Annotated in this window: 12 protein-coding genes; 5 read left to right on the plus strand and 7 right to left on the minus strand. The window is 58.3% G+C overall.

The genetic code is table 11. From position 1 onward, the window contains the following. Positions 1–338 precede the first annotated feature (338 nt). From LI953_RS12950 to LI953_RS12960, 3 genes are all read right to left on the minus strand, one after another. Positions 339–1,400: a glycosyltransferase family 4 protein gene (locus tag LI953_RS12950; RefSeq protein ID WP_227076511.1), complete on the minus strand. Its 1,062-nt coding sequence runs from the start codon at positions 1,398–1,400 to the stop codon at positions 339–341. A 92-nt stretch (positions 1,401–1,492) separates the two neighbouring features. Further along, complete coding sequence (locus tag LI953_RS12955; RefSeq protein WP_227076512.1) at positions 1,493–2,533, minus strand: glycosyltransferase family 1 protein; 1,041 nt, start codon at positions 2,531–2,533, stop codon at positions 1,493–1,495. Then, positions 2,530–3,960 carry a hypothetical protein gene (locus tag LI953_RS12960; RefSeq protein ID WP_227076513.1) on the minus strand — a complete coding sequence of 477 codons (1,431 nt, stop codon included), beginning with the start codon at positions 3,958–3,960 and terminating at the stop codon, positions 2,530–2,532. The genes LI953_RS12955 and LI953_RS12960 overlap by 4 nt, the downstream gene beginning before the upstream one ends. Before the next feature lie 358 nt (positions 3,961–4,318). Between LI953_RS12960 and LI953_RS12965 the strand changes: the two genes are divergently transcribed. The 4 genes from LI953_RS12965 to LI953_RS12980 all read left to right on the plus strand — a co-directional run bounded on the left by LI953_RS12965 (position 4,319) and on the right by LI953_RS12980 (position 11,272). Beyond that, a complete protein-coding gene (locus tag LI953_RS12965) occupies positions 4,319–6,772 on the plus strand; it encodes a polysaccharide biosynthesis tyrosine autokinase (protein ID WP_227076514.1) in 2,454 nt (817 codons plus the stop codon). 418 nt (positions 6,773–7,190) lie between these two features. Continuing rightward, the gene (locus LI953_RS12970; RefSeq protein ID WP_227076515.1) at positions 7,191–8,636 is read left to right on the plus strand and encodes an oligosaccharide flippase family protein; all 1,446 of its coding nucleotides are present in this window, start codon (positions 7,191–7,193) and stop codon (positions 8,634–8,636) included. 76 nt (positions 8,637–8,712) lie between these two features. Then, positions 8,713–9,675, plus strand: coding sequence for a glycosyltransferase (locus LI953_RS12975; RefSeq protein ID WP_227076516.1), 963 nt, complete (start codon positions 8,713–8,715; stop codon positions 9,673–9,675). 145 nt (positions 9,676–9,820) lie between these two features. Beyond that, positions 9,821–11,272 (plus strand): cytosine permease, encoded by a 1,452-nt coding sequence (locus LI953_RS12980; RefSeq protein ID WP_227076517.1) that lies wholly within the window; start codon positions 9,821–9,823, stop codon positions 11,270–11,272. A 17-nt stretch (positions 11,273–11,289) separates the two neighbouring features. Here the strand turns inward: LI953_RS12980 and LI953_RS12985 are convergent, their stop codons facing one another. Then, positions 11,290–12,195, minus strand: coding sequence for a LysR family transcriptional regulator (locus tag LI953_RS12985; RefSeq protein WP_227076518.1), 906 nt, complete (start codon positions 12,193–12,195; stop codon positions 11,290–11,292). Positions 12,196–12,393: 198 nt separating this feature from the next. Here LI953_RS12985 and speB point away from each other — a divergent pair, with 198 nt between their 5' ends. Continuing rightward, positions 12,394–13,341: an agmatinase gene (gene speB / locus LI953_RS12990; RefSeq protein WP_227076519.1), complete on the plus strand. Its 948-nt coding sequence runs from the start codon at positions 12,394–12,396 to the stop codon at positions 13,339–13,341. Here speB and LI953_RS12995 read toward each other — a convergent pair. Genes LI953_RS12995 through LI953_RS13005 form a run of 3 tightly spaced genes read right to left on the minus strand, consistent with a single transcriptional unit; the run spans position 13,260 to position 16,749 of the window. Next, positions 13,260–15,065, minus strand: coding sequence for a radical SAM protein (locus tag LI953_RS12995; RefSeq protein WP_227076520.1), 1,806 nt, complete (start codon positions 15,063–15,065; stop codon positions 13,260–13,262). The genes speB and LI953_RS12995 overlap by 82 nt on opposite strands. Further along, positions 15,062–16,024, minus strand: a complete 963-nt coding sequence (locus tag LI953_RS13000; RefSeq protein ID WP_227076521.1) for a hypothetical protein — start codon at positions 16,022–16,024, stop codon at positions 15,062–15,064. The genes LI953_RS12995 and LI953_RS13000 overlap by 4 nt, the downstream gene beginning before the upstream one ends. A gap of 14 nt (positions 16,025–16,038) precedes the next feature. Then, positions 16,039–16,749 carry a hypothetical protein gene (locus LI953_RS13005; RefSeq protein ID WP_227076522.1) on the minus strand — a complete coding sequence of 237 codons (711 nt, stop codon included), beginning with the start codon at positions 16,747–16,749 and terminating at the stop codon, positions 16,039–16,041. Position 16,750 lies beyond the last annotated feature (1 nt).

Genomic DNA, 16,750 nt, shown 5'->3' on the forward strand with positions numbered 1-16,750 from the left:
AAATATCCGGTGAGGCATGGCTATTGCCGTCTTCACTAATACTCCGACATCGCACTGATTGGATGCTTAGTGGCGATGTGTTATCAATTTTTTGGCTATCTCCAACTCGCATAAACAAGATATGCTTACGATCGATGATTTTGCACCGATGATGTTTTAATGATTTACAGATAATAAGAGAATATACCTTTAAGTTTTAGACGATTTATATTCAGCCTTTTGATCTATAGATAGATTATCTGGGATCGTTGGAGTTTTCGGTCTGCACGTATTTTCGGCCGGTCACACAAAAATCATACCCACTTAAATTCCGATTCGACGTCGGAGGTCTGGCCCCGTTAAGATTTCGTCCTTGGCAGTAATTCGGCATATACGCGCTCCATATCCCGACAAAGGCGCTCAACATAAAAGCGCTCAGCACCGCGCTGCGACCGCGCCGCATAACTTTGTCGGAGAGATGCGTCGTTGAGTAAGGTACGCAAATGTTCCGCTATAACGTCCGGCCTGTGCGGCGGCACCAGTATACCCGCCTCACCATAATCGAGCATTGCGGGGATGCCGTCGACGGCCGTTGCTACAATTGGCAAGCCGGCTGCGCGCGCCTCCGCGATTACCAATGGCCCAGGGTCCGCGTGCGAGGCGAGAACGAAGAGGTCGGCTCCGGCGAGATACTCCCGCGGATCTTCGCAAAAGCCAAGAAAAAACGTGGATTGTCGGATCCCGAGGGATGTCGCAAGCATCTTGTATTGCCTAAGCATAGGCCCCTCACCAGCAAGATAGAGTGTCGCTTCCGGGTGAGTCTGCATCAAAATCGAAAATGCATTCAGCAGGTCGACAACGCCCTTGCGCGGATGCATGCCGCACACCGTGAGGATGGCCGGATGCAACATGGAGGCGGATCTAAAATTCGGCTTTAGCCGCGGCGAACCTACCGGTCCATTTTCCACAAGATGAAGCTTTTCTGAGGGAGTGCCACGACGCCGCATGGCGTTGTAACCCGTCTTTCCAACGGTTACGACACGGTCAGCCAGCGACATCAGCCAAGCGGAGCGATCGAACTCATTGTGGAGCGTCGTCACCAAGGGATAGCCCAGCGGGCGATAGGGCTGCATGAGTACACTCTGAGCGGCCATATGCGCGTGTACGACATCTGGTCTAAAATCGCACAGCGCCAGCCACAACTGCCGATTGGCACGCAGGAATCCGGTCATGTTCCGATGCGGTTGCTCGATGCGGTAAAGCTGAATACCGGCTTCCACCAGCAGGCTCTCGAAATCACCGCCTGCGCAGCCATAGCCCACAGTGTGGCCCATCCGCACCTGGCAGCAAGCAAGATCAACCGAGACATTCACGTGCCCGTTGGCTTTGTTGCAATGATTTAAAAGGTGCATGATCCGCATGTCGGTCGCCTTGTACCAATCTCAATTCTACTTCCGTAGACAAGCCAGCCTCACGCGCCCCCGCCCCCAAGCTTTGGTGATTACAGCGCCCATCAATTCAACAGCTTGTCTTTTGCGATCGCGTCAAGCACTGCAGCGCCCCGCGCCCATGTTAGGTTCGAAGTGTGCGCCGTGCCTGCCTCGCGGAATTCTTGCTGGCAGGATGGTGCTTCCAGCACGGCCAATACGCGAGCCGCGATATCCTCCGGAGAGAACGGATCGCAGAAACATGCGGCCTGACCGCATGCTTCGCGCAGGGCGGGAATGTCTGAGGCCACAACAGGGCAACAGCAGGCCATCGCCTCCAATGTTGGCAGACCAAAGCCCTCATACCACGACGGAAAAACAAAACAGCCAGCACCTTGATAAAGTGCCTTCAGCTCAGCATCTGTAACGCGCCCGGTGCAGTGCGCCGGCTGAGGTAGCACAGCCGTCCTAAATGCCCTGCCCCCCATACCTCCGACCAACACAAGGGGGATTCGGCGCTCACATAAACGCTGCGCAAGCAATCCCAACGCCGCCAAATTCTTATGCGCCGCCAGGGTGCCAACAGCCAAAACATAGCGGCCTGGCTCCAGCTCATGGCGGGTGAGGATGGCGTTATCCGCGGCGATTTCGGACAGGTGATTGGCGCCTTCCGGAATCACCAGAACCTGCGCTGGCTCCGCGGGCAGGTGGCGCAAAATTTCCGCACGCGCGAATTCGGAAACAGTGACGATAATCGCCCCTCTTCGTATGAGCACGCTCTGCATGAGTTTATACCAAAGTCGGAATTTGCGCGAATAGGCTTCAGGCGTGCTGAATACGCCCGCGTCGTGAATCACCACCAATTGTCGGCGCGCCAATAATGGCCCGGTGTTTCCGAGATTAATAAGCGGCCCATCAACGGCGCGAGGGAGGTCGAACTGCTCCCATCCCTGTCCTTGGTGAGCACCGACCTCCCGTGCCCCCAGCCATGCCGTCCCACCGCCGCGTGGCGTGAGCAACGCGTACCCCGGATCCCGCGTCTGCAGCGCGCGGGTGATCTCAACGGCAAAGCGCTGCACGCCTGAGAGCGGCTGTGTGGTGAAGCGGCCATTGATGCAGAGATTCATGCGCGCATCCGCCGTGGCTGCATCGCGCGCCTCTCGGTATTCGGGGCATGACGCAACGTGCCCGCCTCGCGCTGTGCGCGCGCGGTCGCCGCCACTAGCATGGCCAACAACAGATAAAAATCAGGCGAAGAAATCGTTGGACCGGACAACAAGGCCGAGATCAAGCTGGAGAGCAAGGCCGCACCGGTTCCGCGCATCGTATAGCGCAACACAGGATCATTGGTTAGCCTAATGGCCCGGCGCGCCTGCCAACTCAGCGTGCCCCCAAACCAGCCAAGCCCGGCGACGCCCCACAGACCGATGGTGGCGCACAGCCCCGGCAACAGGCTGGATGAGCGGTTGCTGCCCCATCCCACGCCAAACCCATAGGTCGCCCCCATTTCCGCCAAACTGTCCCGGTCGTCGGTGGTGCGCGCCTGGTAAGAGGCTGACTGTGTTTTGTCGACCGTCCCGTCCAACACGAGCGCTGCTTCCTTGGCCACGCTGGGCGCGAGGGAAGGTACACCCCCGATCAAAAGTCCACCCAGCACCAACGCTACACCTGCGCCAGCCGCCGTGCGCCGCCGCACCGCCATATTTCCAGCAATGACTGTACGCAGCACCAATAACGCCCCCATGGCAAGCAAGGTTATGTAGCCGGTTGACGCCGTCGTCAGCAGCGCCACGGCAAGCCCGCTCCAGAATGTGAGTTGCGGCAGCATGCGGCGGTCGCCGTTGATAATCGCCCAGCCTGCTGCGCTGACGGGCGCACAAATATATCCTGCCAGCGCCGCCGGCTCGCTAAACGGGCCATCGAGACGGGTGAGCCAGCCCATCTTCTGGTCCGAAAGCTGCGCCCACCCCGGATTTGAGAGAAAGAAGCCGCTCGGATAAGGGAAATGGAGCAAGTCCCCTGAAAACTGCCACAGCGACACGACCACCGCCACCAGCGCGCTGAGAAAATAAACATCCATCAGCCGCATAAGCAGCCCTCCCGCCCTGGCAAGGTATAATGCGGCTGTCACCGTTAGTAAGGCGTCCGCCAGCAAATACATGTCCTGCGTGAAATTGCCGGCGCTCGGCGCGAGGGGTGAACGAACAAAAAAAGCGGTCACTTTCTGCGGCCAGACCAGAACCTCGCCCTCAAACAAGCGCGGCATAATGAACGAACTCACCAATGCTCCACAAACGACAAGGATAAAGGGAAACAGTAACAATAACGCTTGACGCTCCGCTGGGTAGTGCTTCCCGTTGAACAAGCTAAGAAGAAACATTCCGATAAACAGCGCGGCGGGTAGCAATGCCGGGGTAAGACCAAACCCACCAGCGACTACCAGCGCCGCCGCGGCAAAGACTGAATAAACCAGCACCAGCATCAGCAACACGGCAGGGCGGCGCCAAAACCACAGGCAAACTGGAATCAGCAAGCCGCCAATCGCGGTGATCATGGAGACAGCCCTCCAGGCAACGCGGCAGGCAACGCTCGGCGAAGCCGCCAGAATGACATAATGACGTTAAAACCGCCGAAGAAACGGAGCAACACCCTCATTCACCCGAACCGTATACCCCATTAGGGCCTAACATTACGGCTAATGGGCGATTGTTTTATCGCATCCGTCTCCGGTATTAATCCAAGAGCCTCCCTTCGGCTTCCAGCGGCTAAGTGCGCAGAAATAATCAGGAGTTCGCCGACATCGTCATTCAATTTCCGCGAGATACGAACCACCATGCGCAACGCGCCCAATGGCGGATCACGTTCACTCACCGCCCCCCTGCAAAAGGATCGGCGTCAATAAGGAGGTCGCGATGGCATCGCAACTACCGGCAATTGGCATTCAAGAAGCTTACGACACTGCCGACATCAGCCAATTCCTCCGCACACTTCGCCGCCGGAGCCGCACGATCGTGCTCTTTACAGGTTTGGCCGGTGGCGCGGCGTTGCTTTACACGCTGTTCGCCACACCACAATTCACGGCCCGCGGCGCGCTCTATCTCGGTGACACCCAGCAGGCCGCCCCAGGGACAGGCGATAGCGACGGCACCGTTAACCTCTTGGCGTATTCAACCCAGAGCGACGTCGAGACGCAGATCGAGCTATTAACGACCGGCACCCTGGTCGAACGGGCCGTGCTGGAGAGCGGCCTCAACGCCACTCTGCGTCCCGCCGGAAAACCGCCTCTCACCTATTGGCGTTGGCTCGTCTTTCATGGCGGCAATACGCGCACCTTCCTACCTGGCCCACAATCCCTGCAAGTCGTTGATGCAACTCTGACCGGGCGTTACCGGCTAGAGATCGGCCCCAATAATACCTATAAACTTTATGTCAATAGCGGATTGTTCGGTTCCTCAAAGCCGGTACTCACTGGCACCATCGGCGAATTGGCCCGCAACGCGGACGGAGCGCTCCTGGTACGCTTTCCGGCACCGGTTGAAGACGACGCCGCACCAGAAGACCTCTCAGCCCCCACGGCGCCCCCAACGGCGCTGAAACCGGGCCTTACCTATCAGCTCAACATCGCGCCCCCTGACGCCCTCGCCGATAAGCTGGTCAATGGTGCATTCAGCGTCGATACCGGAGGCAGCCCGACCCAGCCGACCAAACTCGCGACATTGCAGTTTCATTGGTCCGACCCCTATCAGGCGAAAATCTTTGTGAACCAGATGATGCAGGATTATATCGCCACGCAACTGCAATGGAAAACAGAGGCCGCGTCCGTAACCGAAAGCTTCGTCACCGACCAGATCTCCAAAGTTTCTCAACAACTAGCTCAAGCCGATCGCAGCCTGTCCACCTACCAAGCAGAGACGGGGATCGTTGATCCGCAACAAAGTGCGCAGGCGGCGGTTACTGAGATGTCCGAGCTTCAACAACAGCGTGCGGCGCTCCAACTGAAGATGCAAGCCCTACGCCAGCTTCACCGCACACTCGCTACAAATGCCGGCACGGTCAACCAATTCCTGATTACCGAGGCGGATGACAACCTGCTCTCCTCTCTTGGCACATCACTCGCGCAGGCGGAGGTGAAGCTAAGCCAGTTGGAGGCCGAATATACGCAAAACTCGCAGGACGTACAAATACAGGAAGCGCAGGTCGCGGAGTTGCGCAACTCGATCAGCTCGCTGATCAGGAACGACATGGAAGCCGCCGCCCAAGGCTTGACCGACATTGACAACCTAATCGGGACATACCGCGATCAACTGAGAGATCAGCCGGCCGAAGCGCTCAAGGTGCAATCGCTCAAACGCAACTCCGATCAGCTCGGCCAACTATATAACCTGCTCACCCAGAAAGCCGAACAGGCCGAGATCTCCAAGGCCGCAACCATCATCGATACACGCGTCGTCACCCCATCGCAACTGCCGCTACGCGCCACATCCCCACGTCCGGTGATTACCATCATTGCAGGAGCACTCTTTGGATTTCTTTCCAGTCTTGCGCTGATTTTTGCCCAACACGGCTTCTCAGGGCGGTTTGAGAGCGAGGAACAGATCCGCCGCAGCGTGGCTCTACCGATATATGGTGCCGTTCCCCGCCAGGCACCCGCGCTCACCAGCGCCACGCTCCAGGCCAGATTAGCCGGACCATGCAGCTTCAACGCCTTCTCTGAGGCATTTCAGTTAATTAAGCGCAATATTTACCGACAGATCGATCCCAGCCATGCTGCCGCCATCTTGGTGATCTCCGCCAATCCGCAAGATGGCAAAACGACCATTGCCGCCAATCTGGCCAAGAGCCTAGCCGATGATGGTAAGCGGGTGCTGCTGATGAATTGTGATATATATGCCCGCCGCCCGCATGGCCTAGCGAGTTTCGTTGGCCTTCACGGGCTGACCGATTGGGTGCGGACCGGCATCCGTCCGCAATTAGCGTACTGGCCTGGCGGAGGCTTCAGGGTACTACCTGCCGGGACCACCAAACCACATCGCGGCGCAAGATTGGACGAAGCCGCACTTGCTGGAATTATTGATACCCTTTCCAATGAATTCGACTATCTCATCCTCGACAGCCCCCCTTTGCCTATTGTCTCCGACGGCTTGTTGCTTGGCAGCTTTGCCGACCTTATCCTTTCCGTCGTCAACGTATCGCACACCATGCGCCGTGCCTTCGAACTGCATAACGAATTGATTGAGGCGTTGGACAAGCCACACGGCCTAGTCATCAACGGCGCCGACATCGCCAGTTACGGCGATGCAGACGCCTATTTCCTCGGAACCGTCCGCAGACCAAAATTCACCGGCTGGTTCCAGATCGATGGATAAAACCTGTCATCCACTCATCTAGGAGCGATGAATTGGGCGATTTCGGGCACCGCGTCACCGACACTCTCCTGCGCAGCGAATTCCTGCCCGTAAGATTCCGCACCCGCCTGATGCGGGCGGTGGGATACGACATCGATCCATCCGCCTGCTTATGGGCAGGCGCGATTCTGCGATCAAAAAAAACCAAAACCGTCATCAATGTATTCATAAATATCGGTTTCGTCACAATACTCCCCAGCGTCACCGTGGCTAGTGGTTGCGTTATAGCAGCTAGTGCGGTCGTCACACGCCAAACGCAACCAAACGGCCTTTACGCGGGCACACCGGCGCGCGTGGTCCGCACCTTACCTTCATTTGCCGGGTCCGTGTGTCCGGAATCTGTATGTTAGCCCATAAAGCAGCGCTGAGCAGTTCGTTAATGGTAACAGCCCGCCTGGCGACGCGCGCTGTTGACCTCTGCACGATGCTGATCCTCGCAAGACTTCTATCACCACTCGATTTCGGCCTTATTGCTATCGCAATGACTTTGATAACGCTCCTGGAAGCCGCGCTAGAACTTCCACTCAGTCAGGCGCTCGTTCAACTGCCCAGAATAGAGCCCCACCATTTCCACACTGCCTTCACGATCGGGCTTCTGCGAGGCGTTGCACTCTGCGTCATCGCCATGAGCCTCGCCCTGCCCTTCGATCGTTGGTATGGCCATCCCGAACTTACACCACTGATCCAGGCCCTGAGCCTCGCCCCTGCCTCACGCGGACTGCAAAACCCCCGCCTCGCCGAATATGCCAAAGAATTGAATTTCAAATACGAATTCTATCTTGAAATCAGCGGCAAGGCTCTGGCCTTCCTGGCGGGTAGCCTCACCGCCTATTTCTTACACACATATTGGGCCATCGCTCTCTGCACCATCGTCGCTCCCGCCAGCACGACGCTAATGGGATACATCATCCTTCCTTACCGCCCCCGCCTATCACTACGCGATTGGCGGCTGTTCAGTGATTTCCTCGGCTGGTTCAGCCTTTCCCAAATAATCATGGCGGTGAACTTCCAATCAGACCAGCTATTGCTGGGCAAACTCCTTCCTCCAGCGAAACTCGGACTGTTCAGCACCGCCAATAGCCTAACTTACATTCCCCTTACAGCCCTATTTGGTCCTGTCCTGCGCCCGCTGCTCTCGGCGTTCACGGTACGACGCGACGACATAGCGCGACTGGGCCAGAGCTATCAACACGCCGCCAGTGGAATCGTTTCCATAGGTCTACCGTTTCTCGTTGGGCAGGTCATCATCGCGCAACCGCTGATCATGGTTCTGCTCGGGCCAAAATGGCTGAGTGCCGCCTCCCTCTTCGAGTGGCTATCAATTAGCCTGATTCCTTATCTCTTTGGCCTGCTCCTAACACCATTAAGCATGGCGCTCGGACAAACCCACGAAATCGCGACACGCAATATGTTACAGATCATGGTCAAACTACCTCTGGTGATCATCGGAGCGATTAATTATGGCTTTGCGGGCGTGATTGTAGCGCGATTAATCTCCGAGTCCGTCACAGCGCTTTATTGCATGCTCAGTATCCGCAAGCTCTGCGGCCTATCACTTACCAGGCAATTTACAGTTAACCTGCGCGCCATTATGTCCTGCGTCGCAATGCTGATTGTGGTATTGTCGTTGGATAGGACGATGTATTTTCCGCTCTCTCCATCATGGCAGCTACTTCGTCTAACATTGCTCATCGGCAGCGGGGTTATAAGTTACGCTGGATGTCTTCTGTTATCCTGGCGTTTAGCGGGGTACCCTGAGGGCCTGGAAGCCTTTGCCGTGCGTCTTCTGTGGCGACGCTCCTTGGCAAAACGGCGTATCGCCTGATGCTTAGGTGCTCACAGAAGACCACCATGGTATCCGGCGGACATAACTTGCCCACCGCAATCGGGAACGAGCGGGCATGACACCTCATCGCTGTATCTGCTACACGACCGACACAGGTTATCTGTTTCCTACATTTGTAAGCGCCATACAGGCGCGGACGCACACACCATCCGAGCTAGCCGATATCGCAATCTTCTGCATCGGCATTTCCTCAGAGCAAGAGAAGCATTTCAGTGCGGCCTGTGCCTCCGAAGACATTCGCCTGCTGCCTGTGGCGTCGGACAAGCTTGAAGGTGCAAACGCGATGCTTGCACGTCTTTTTCTTGACCGGCTAGTCCCCGATGAATACCACGACCTTTTATATATTGATGGTGATACGCAGATCAAAAATCTGTTGACACCGTTGCTTCTCGCCGAAGTTCCCGCCGGGCGTTTCCTCGCCGCCACCGACCCACTGAGTTTTTCGCTGCAATCAAGCGACTACAAAAGCAAGAGGCTGACCAGTTATTTTTCTGCAATCGGGCTAAATCCAGATAGACACAAGGAGTATTTTAATAGCGGCGTATTGCGTATCAATCGGGCTGGATGGGACGCAACTGGCCGTGAAGCCTGGGCATTATATAAGACGTTACGCGGCCAATCACGTTACCCGGATCAAGACGCTCTCAATCTTGTGGCCATGGACCGCCGCATCCCCATGTCCCTCACATGGAATTTCCCCGTATTCCTTCGCAACGCCGGGTTGGAGCCGGAAATTGCTCCCCGGATCATCCATTACATGGGCAACCCGAAACCATGGCATGGCCAGTTCGCGCCCTGGTCATTCAGCGAATACGAAACCTATCTCCAGGCCATCAGGCGTTATCCCGAACTCGCGCCTTACATCCCCAACATTCCGTGGCTGAAGAAGCTGAAATATTCAGCCCAGCAGAGCTACAAAAAGGTACTGGAAACGGCAACCTGGGGCTCTCAGAGCTTCCGTGGCGGGATCCTGCGTTACGAGCGTAGCCTTCTCCAGTCATCCACCGCTACGCCATAGTCGCTGCACCGCAGCGGAAAGCAGCCACCGCCCCCATCCGTGCATACTTTGCCAATCATCAAACTAACCGCCATGGCTGCATTATGTTTGCCATGTGCGCATGGGTGCTATGTTTTTTCCATTAACGTCAAAACCTGGAGGAAATATGGTAACGCTCGCTGATACCGAGGCCGGAGGTGTCCGCAATGGGCCACGGCTGGGCATAGAGACCCGCTCCATCGACTACGTGCCCGAGGCTGAGCGCCACGGGAAAGTCTCCACTCAAGGGCCATTCTGGTTCCTTGGCAATTTCCAATTTTTCACCATCGCCATCGGCTTCATCGGACCCGGCATGGGCCTCGGCCTCGGCGCAACCACCTTGGCCTCGGTACTTGGTATCTTGTTCGGAACGCTGTTCATGGCCTTCCACGCGAGCCAGGGTCCGGATCTTGGTCTGCCGCAGATGATCCAGTCTCGCGCGCAGTTCGGTTATCGCGGCGTTATCATCCCACTCCTGGGCACGTTGTTCACCTTCGCGGGTTTCAATGTGGTAGACACGGTGCTGATCTCCCAAGGCCTCAATCACCTGTTCGGCTGGGGCATCCCCATTGTGGTGCTCGCACTTGGCGTTCTCGCGGCGGTCATCGCCATCTTCGGGCATGACTGGCTGCACATCATCTTCCGCGTTCTGTTTTGGGCCAGCCTGCCGCTTTACCTCATCATTTCTGGCGCCATCCTGCTCGGACATGTCGTGCCCAGCACCACGCCGCATACCTCGTTCGGCTGGGTTGCCTTTGCCGCGCAATTCGCCGCCTGCGCTAGCTACAACATCACCTACGCTCCGTATGTGTCGGACTATACGCGCTACCTGCCGCGCGGACGTAGCCGCAGCGCCCTGGTCTGGAATGTGTATATCGGCGCGTCGGCCTCGGCCATCTGGCTCACCGTGCTCGGCGCGTGGCTCGCCACCTATTTCGGCGCCTCCGACGGCATGGTCGCCACAAGCACTGCAGGCAATGCCGTGTTCCCGCATCTGGGCACACTCACAGTGCTGGTCTCCGTCGCGGCGCTCACGGCGACCATGGGGCTGAACGCCTATTCCGGCATGCTCACACTTGTTACTGGGCTCGATTGTTTCGCCGATGTCCCCTTCTCACGTGGTGTGCGCGTGGCCGGAGTGCTGGCGTTGGCGGCGCTGTGGCTGGCGGTATCGCTCGCGCTGAACGCCAATGCCATCAACGCGCTTTATGATGCCCTTTCCGTCATGCTCTATCTGCTTGTGCCGTGGACGGCGGTGAACCTGATGGATTATTTCTTCGTCCGCAAAGGCCATTACGCCATTAGGGATTTCTTCTCCCTCACCGGCATTTATGGCGCCTGGGCGTGGCGCGGGTTGCTCGCCTACATCATTGGCTTCGCCGCCAGCGTGCCCTTCTTCAATCTTGCCGGCGTGTATGAAGGCCCAATCGCGCATGCCCTTGGCGATGTCGATATCTCCTGGGCTCCGGGGCTGCTGGTTGCGGGCGTGGTGTACTACCTTATTACTCGCAATCTCGATCTCGCGGCTGAGCGCCCAGCCATCGATGCGAGCGACAAAGCCTTCGGCATCAACCTTTGAGCCGATTGGCGCGGGAGTTACCCCTCCCGCGCCAACATCTCCGCCGCCAGCGTGGTGAATAGCCGCACGGACGGTAATGCCAGTTTGGCCTGGTCATAAGCCATCTCGAATGGCGCGGCGTAAGTGAGTTCCTCGGCCAGTAGCCGCTTCAACTCGCCGGCCCCTTCCCATCTTCTGGCGTAATGCGCGGGTAGATATCCCATATAATCGCCCGATAAAATCAGCTGCGCCGCCGCCTCCATATTATTCACCGTCGCCACCGGGCGGTCACTCCGGATATGCTTGGTGTCCCGCGCCCCCCAATACCCGCGTGAGATCAGCCTTTGCTGCGCGATCATCTCCTGCGTCACCTGTCCGTCTCGCAGACCAAAGAACGGATGCCGCCGCCCACAATAGAAGAAATGCGGCTCGTCATATAACCGCGTATAGTTCAGGCCGAGCAGCATCTTTGGAAAACTCCCGATCGCGACATGAAGCTTTCCTTCTATAAGATCTCGCAGCAACTCGTTGGGCGGCTTCACCTCAACCGACAGTTGCACGTCTCCCCGCGCGCTGGTGAATTTATGCAACAACGCGTTAAGACCAGCATTGGCATCCGTAATAGTGTTGTCGATTAGGCCAATGGACAGCGTGCCACGCACCTTAGCCCGCAGGGCGCTGGCGCGCATATCAAACCCGTCTATGGCCGAAAACAGCTTTTGTGTTTCAGAGAAGATCGTCTCCCCATCCTCGGTGAGTTTGAATCCCGCCCGCCCACGCTGGCAGAGCTTCACGCCCAGGCGCGTCTCCAGCGCGGCAATCTGATTGCTGATCGTCGAGGCGCTGACATTCAGCACCGTTTGGGCCGCCGTAAATCCGCGCGCCTCCACCACCGTGGCGAAGACACGCAGCAGCCGCAGGTCAACCGTATCGAGCCTTGCCATGTCGCCATCCTTCTCCGCAACAACCTGCCCGTTTCATCAAAAAGAAAATAACGCGGTATGCGGCCTCAATGCCAGGGCCTTGCATTGCATGGCGATCATTGTTTTGACTGGCATCAAAGTGAATGCCCGCGCCCCGTTATGTAAGCCCCCGCGGCGGCGCAGTAAACCCTGCCAAACACCAGCCGGGAGAGATGCGCCATGAACCATTCCGATTTGCCCCAGCCCCTGAGCGGCAATGTGATGCCCCGCTGTGGCGGCATCGCTTCGATGATGCGCCTGCCGGTGTATGAAAGCGCCGCCGGGCTGGATGCCTGCTTCGTCGGCGTGCCGTTCGATCTGGGCACCTCCAACCGCACCGGCACACGCTTCGGGCCGCGCCAGATCCGCGCCGAATCCGTCCTGCTGCGCCCCTATAATGTCGCCACCCGCAAAGGGCCGTTCGAGCACTTGCGCGTCGCCGATATCGGCGACGTCGCCGTAAACCCATATAATCTTCACGACTCCATCGCGCGGATCGAGGCTAAATACGACGAGCTTCTGACCCACGGCGCCAAGCCCATCACACTCGGCGGCGACCATACCATCGCGCTGCCAATCCTGCGCTCTCTGGCGCGCAAATACGGCAAAGTCGGGCTCGTCCACGTCGATGCCCATGCCGACATCAACGACACCATGTTCGGCGAGAAGATCGCGCACGGCACCCCGTTCCGCCGCGCCGTCGAGGAAGGGCTGATCGAACCCGCGCGCACGGTGCAAATTGGCCTGCGTGGAACCGGCTATGCGGCTGACGAATTCGATTGGGGGCGCGCCCAGGGCTTCACCGTAGTCGAGGCGCAGGAATGCTGGAACAAATCCATGGCGCCGCTGATGCGCGAGATCAAGACCAAGCTCGGCGCCGGCCCCGTCTATGTGAGTTTCGATATCGACAGCCTCGACCCCGCCTACGCCCCCGGCACCGGCACACCGGAAATCGGCGGCCTGACAGTGCCGCAAGCGCTGGAGATCATCCGCGGGCTCGACGGGCTTGAGATCATCGGTGGCGACGTAGTGGAAGTCTCGCCACCTTACGATCCGCAAGGCACCACGGCGCTGGTAGCGGCCAACATCGCGTTCGAAATTCTGTGCATCCTGCCGGGCATCGGCTGAACGGTCCGTCCGAGCGCCAGCGGCGGGGTTTGCGCAAGACCGCTGCTCCATAGCATGGCGATCAACCCCGCCATTAGCGGCTCACGCCAATATCCATCCGCGCCGGCCAAGCCGGCGAAGTCTTGCCATGCCGCGAAATGCGCTGCCGCCGCCGGCGTGAAGCCGAAGCACGACGGATCGGGAAGTTGCCAGTCCGGCGCAATGACGTCGACACCGAACGCGCAGAACAGCGCCTCACGAGCATGGCCACACGGACCAGCACAACCGCAGCGCACCAGAGAGGGCGAGGCGTCGTCAATAGTCTCGCCCAAAGCCGCGAAGTTTAGCGGCGGGATGAAATCTGAAAACAACTCATCCACGTCATGATGCGGTGGCGCCACATTTGGCGTGAGAAAGACGAAGCGCTCTCCCCGCCCCCCCTGCGGAACGGCACAAAGCCTTAAAGCGGATCCAGAATCGTTTGCGACGTCCATCACATAATCATGCGGTAGACGGCGCCCGCCAGCAGCCTGCGCCACCACAATCCGGGCCTTGGAAAACCGTTTCAGAAAATGCAGGGTGATGCTCCCCAGATCAGCAGCATGTTCATCCTCGATCCCCAGGATGAACACATCCCGCGACGCCGGGGCTGCGAGCGGCGCGGGCGTTTCGATCGATGCCGCCTCAGCCTTGCGGCGCAGACGCTCAAACTCATTGAACCACACCGCCTTGTTCAAGCCCAGGCGCGGCGCCACGTCCACGGCTTGGCGCTCCATCGCGGCCACCACCTTGCGCAACTCCCCAGCCGGCAAGGTGTAAAGCGACAACCCCGGTGGAAAGCGTACAGTATTCACGCTCACGCGCACGTTCCACTCATCAGCCATGGCGCAGTATTCGCCAAACTCCTCCCAATTCGGCCGCATCAGACAGAAGGTCAGCGAGAGCGTCGTGCCCCGCTCAAGCGCATAGTCACGAAAGCGGCGCACATTGCGCATCACTTCATCATACCGCGTATTCAGGCGGATACGCTCGATCGTTTCCTTGCGCGCGCCATCCAGCGACACCGCGAAACTGAACGGCAGACGCCCAAGCAACCCTTCGATACGCGCATCATATTGCGTGCCGTTGGTGGTGACATGGCAGGGCGTCTGCAGTCCATCTTGCAACATCATGTCCCATATCTTGTAATGCTCAACAGCAAGAAATGGCTCCCCGCCGAGAAACTTCGCCTGGCTGAGATGCGGCAGATATTTTCTGAACTGCTCCAAAACATCGTCGCTATACGGGCGCGCCATCGGCGGTCGCGCCTCGCGCCTGGCACGGATGGCAGAGGAAAAGTCGCCATCGCACATCACGCATTCAAGATTGCATGAATTGCTGATCGAGAACTCAATCCGTCGTGGCCAGCGCGGTGGAGTTTCGCTAACGTCGAAGCGGTCGAATTGGCGCATCACCGCCCCGCCGAACCAGCCTTCCAACGATTGGAACCGGCAAAAACCGCAGCTCTCCGGCAGTTCGTAACGCTCCAGCGACGCGCGCAGAGATACCGCCTGCGCACTGCTCCAGATCTCATCAAGCGTCTGTTGCGTGATATTACCCGCTGGCTGCGACCAGTTATGGCAGCAGACACGGGCATTCCCGCGCCGATCAAAATACAGATTGGTGTGCGGGGCATAACACAAAGACCGCACTGCCTTGCGCGAAAAATCCCGCCCCTGATCGTAAGTGGAGAAATCCTGCGTCACGGCGTACAGGTCTGCCGCGCCTGAAAGTCCCGCTGGTACTTGGCCTGCATAAGCCCCGCGGCACGGGCGAGTTGTCCGGCATTCTGGTCGGCCTGATCAGCGCTCTTGGCGGCAAACCACAGCTCGAGATCAGCATATGCCCCATCGATGACAAAGCTCGTATACGTAATGGTCGGTCCGGTAATCTCAGTGGAATCAGCGAGAAATTTCGCGTTATCTGCAACCACAGACAGTGCCGCCTTCAGCGCATCAGCCATCGTATCGTAACGAATACTGTGCGTATCTGCTTCTTCCCCGAACAGTGCGGTCTGGAACTTCGGATCGTTCAACTCCGTGGCGAGTTGGCCGTTGAACGCTGCGGCTGTCACAAAGCCATTATTCATCGTATCCCGCGCCAGCACCCAACTCGCCGGCCCTTCTGACGCGATAATCTTCTTGGCCTGCGTGAACTTTACCGTCCGCAGTTCGGCCGAAGTCCGCTTCAGCAATTGCAAATCCAGGTAGCGGTCTGGATTGTATTTCAGTGTGTTAACGCCCTCGGCATAAATCTCCGCTTGTTGTTCAAGCTTATCGACCTGCCGGTTCACCTCATTCGCATTTTGGCCATAGCGATCAGCGGAAAATTGAGCCGCCGCCTTCAGCAAATCTGTCAACCCCTTGGTACCCAACCCATGAGCATCTGCCAATTGCGCCTGATTTTTGGCCGCAAGATCACGCTGTTGCTGGATTTCCCTGAGATCGGCATCAATCCGCGCTTGCGCCACGGTGCAACTCAGCGGTGCCGGCGCATCCGGTACACAGGCGCCGCCACTGGCATGATAACCCGCGACGCAGCGGCAATGGATAATGGTCGCATCCGCCGTTTCTTCTGTCTTATACGGCGCGGCATGGGCGGGGCATGACGCAGACTGCGCCCGCGCCACACCGCCAGCGGCCACCGCCGCGAACGCCGCAACCAATATAAAACGCGCCCTCACTTGCTGCCGCCACCCGCATCGAGCACAGAAATCACCTGCTTGGCGCGCTGCTGCTTCGCATCGTCGGCCTGCTGGGCTTTATAAGTCGTCCAGGTTTTTTGCGACTCCGCCTGTTGCAGCTGGTTATACGTATTTGTCAGTGTCTGTGACGACGCGTTCGGATCGCTTTTCACAGCATCCCATTGCTGCTGCGCCTGTTGCGCCTGCTGCGCGGCCGCGCTGGCGGCGGCATCAGCCTGATCCGCCTGACTCGAAAGCTGTTGATATTGCTGGTCATTGAGCACGGCGGCTGGTTCCTGCTCCACCGGCTGGGCCTCCGGCGTGGGCGGCTCCGGTGTCGGCGCATTCACTGTGGTATCATCGGGTCCGCGGCCATTGTCATAACCCTGCCCCGTGGTCTCTGAGCCATTGGTCAGATTTTGCAACTGCTGAAAGGCCGAACCCGCCGGCGCCGCGCCGCCGCCCTGCGAAGGCGCGAACTCGGGCCCGGTGGCATTTTGCGCACCAGGGTTAAGCTGCACCGGCTGCTGCCCACCATTTTCGGCGCCCCCCGTGGGCTCGCCATTATTATCAACCGGCCCGCTCTCACTATTATAAGCGGTCGGCGCGGCATCCTGCGCGGCGGCGCTCTGCACAAAGCTGACCGGCAGCGCGAACCCGGTGCCCAGCAGCACACGCCTCGTCAATCTCAATTTCGGGTCCGTCATT

This window comes from Acidocella sp. KAb 2-4, assembly GCF_020567705.1.
Lineage (GTDB): Bacteria > Pseudomonadota > Alphaproteobacteria > Acetobacterales > Acetobacteraceae > Acidocella.

Excerpts from the sequence above, each read along its gene's own strand:
- LI953_RS12950 (WP_227076511.1), bottom strand. The coding sequence starts at position 1,400 with ATGCGGATCATGCACCTTTTAAATCATTGCAACAAAGCCAACGGGCAC.
- LI953_RS13005 (WP_227076522.1), bottom strand. The coding sequence starts at position 16,749 with ATGACGGACCCGAAATTGAGATTGACGAGGCGTGTGCTGCTGGGCACC.
- LI953_RS12970 (WP_227076515.1), top strand. The coding sequence starts at position 7,191 with ATGGTAACAGCCCGCCTGGCGACGCGCGCTGTTGACCTCTGCACGATG.
- LI953_RS12980 (WP_227076517.1), top strand. The coding sequence starts at position 9,821 with ATGGTAACGCTCGCTGATACCGAGGCCGGAGGTGTCCGCAATGGGCCA.
- LI953_RS12960 (WP_227076513.1), bottom strand. The coding sequence starts at position 3,960 with ATGATCACCGCGATTGGCGGCTTGCTGATTCCAGTTTGCCTGTGGTTT.
- LI953_RS12955 (WP_227076512.1), bottom strand. The coding sequence starts at position 2,533 with ATGAATCTCTGCATCAATGGCCGCTTCACCACACAGCCGCTCTCAGGC.
- LI953_RS12975 (WP_227076516.1), top strand. The coding sequence starts at position 8,713 with ATGACACCTCATCGCTGTATCTGCTACACGACCGACACAGGTTATCTG.
- speB (WP_227076519.1), top strand. The coding sequence starts at position 12,394 with ATGAACCATTCCGATTTGCCCCAGCCCCTGAGCGGCAATGTGATGCCC.
- LI953_RS12965 (WP_227076514.1), top strand. The coding sequence starts at position 4,319 with ATGGCATCGCAACTACCGGCAATTGGCATTCAAGAAGCTTACGACACT.
- LI953_RS12985 (WP_227076518.1), bottom strand. The coding sequence starts at position 12,195 with ATGGCAAGGCTCGATACGGTTGACCTGCGGCTGCTGCGTGTCTTCGCC.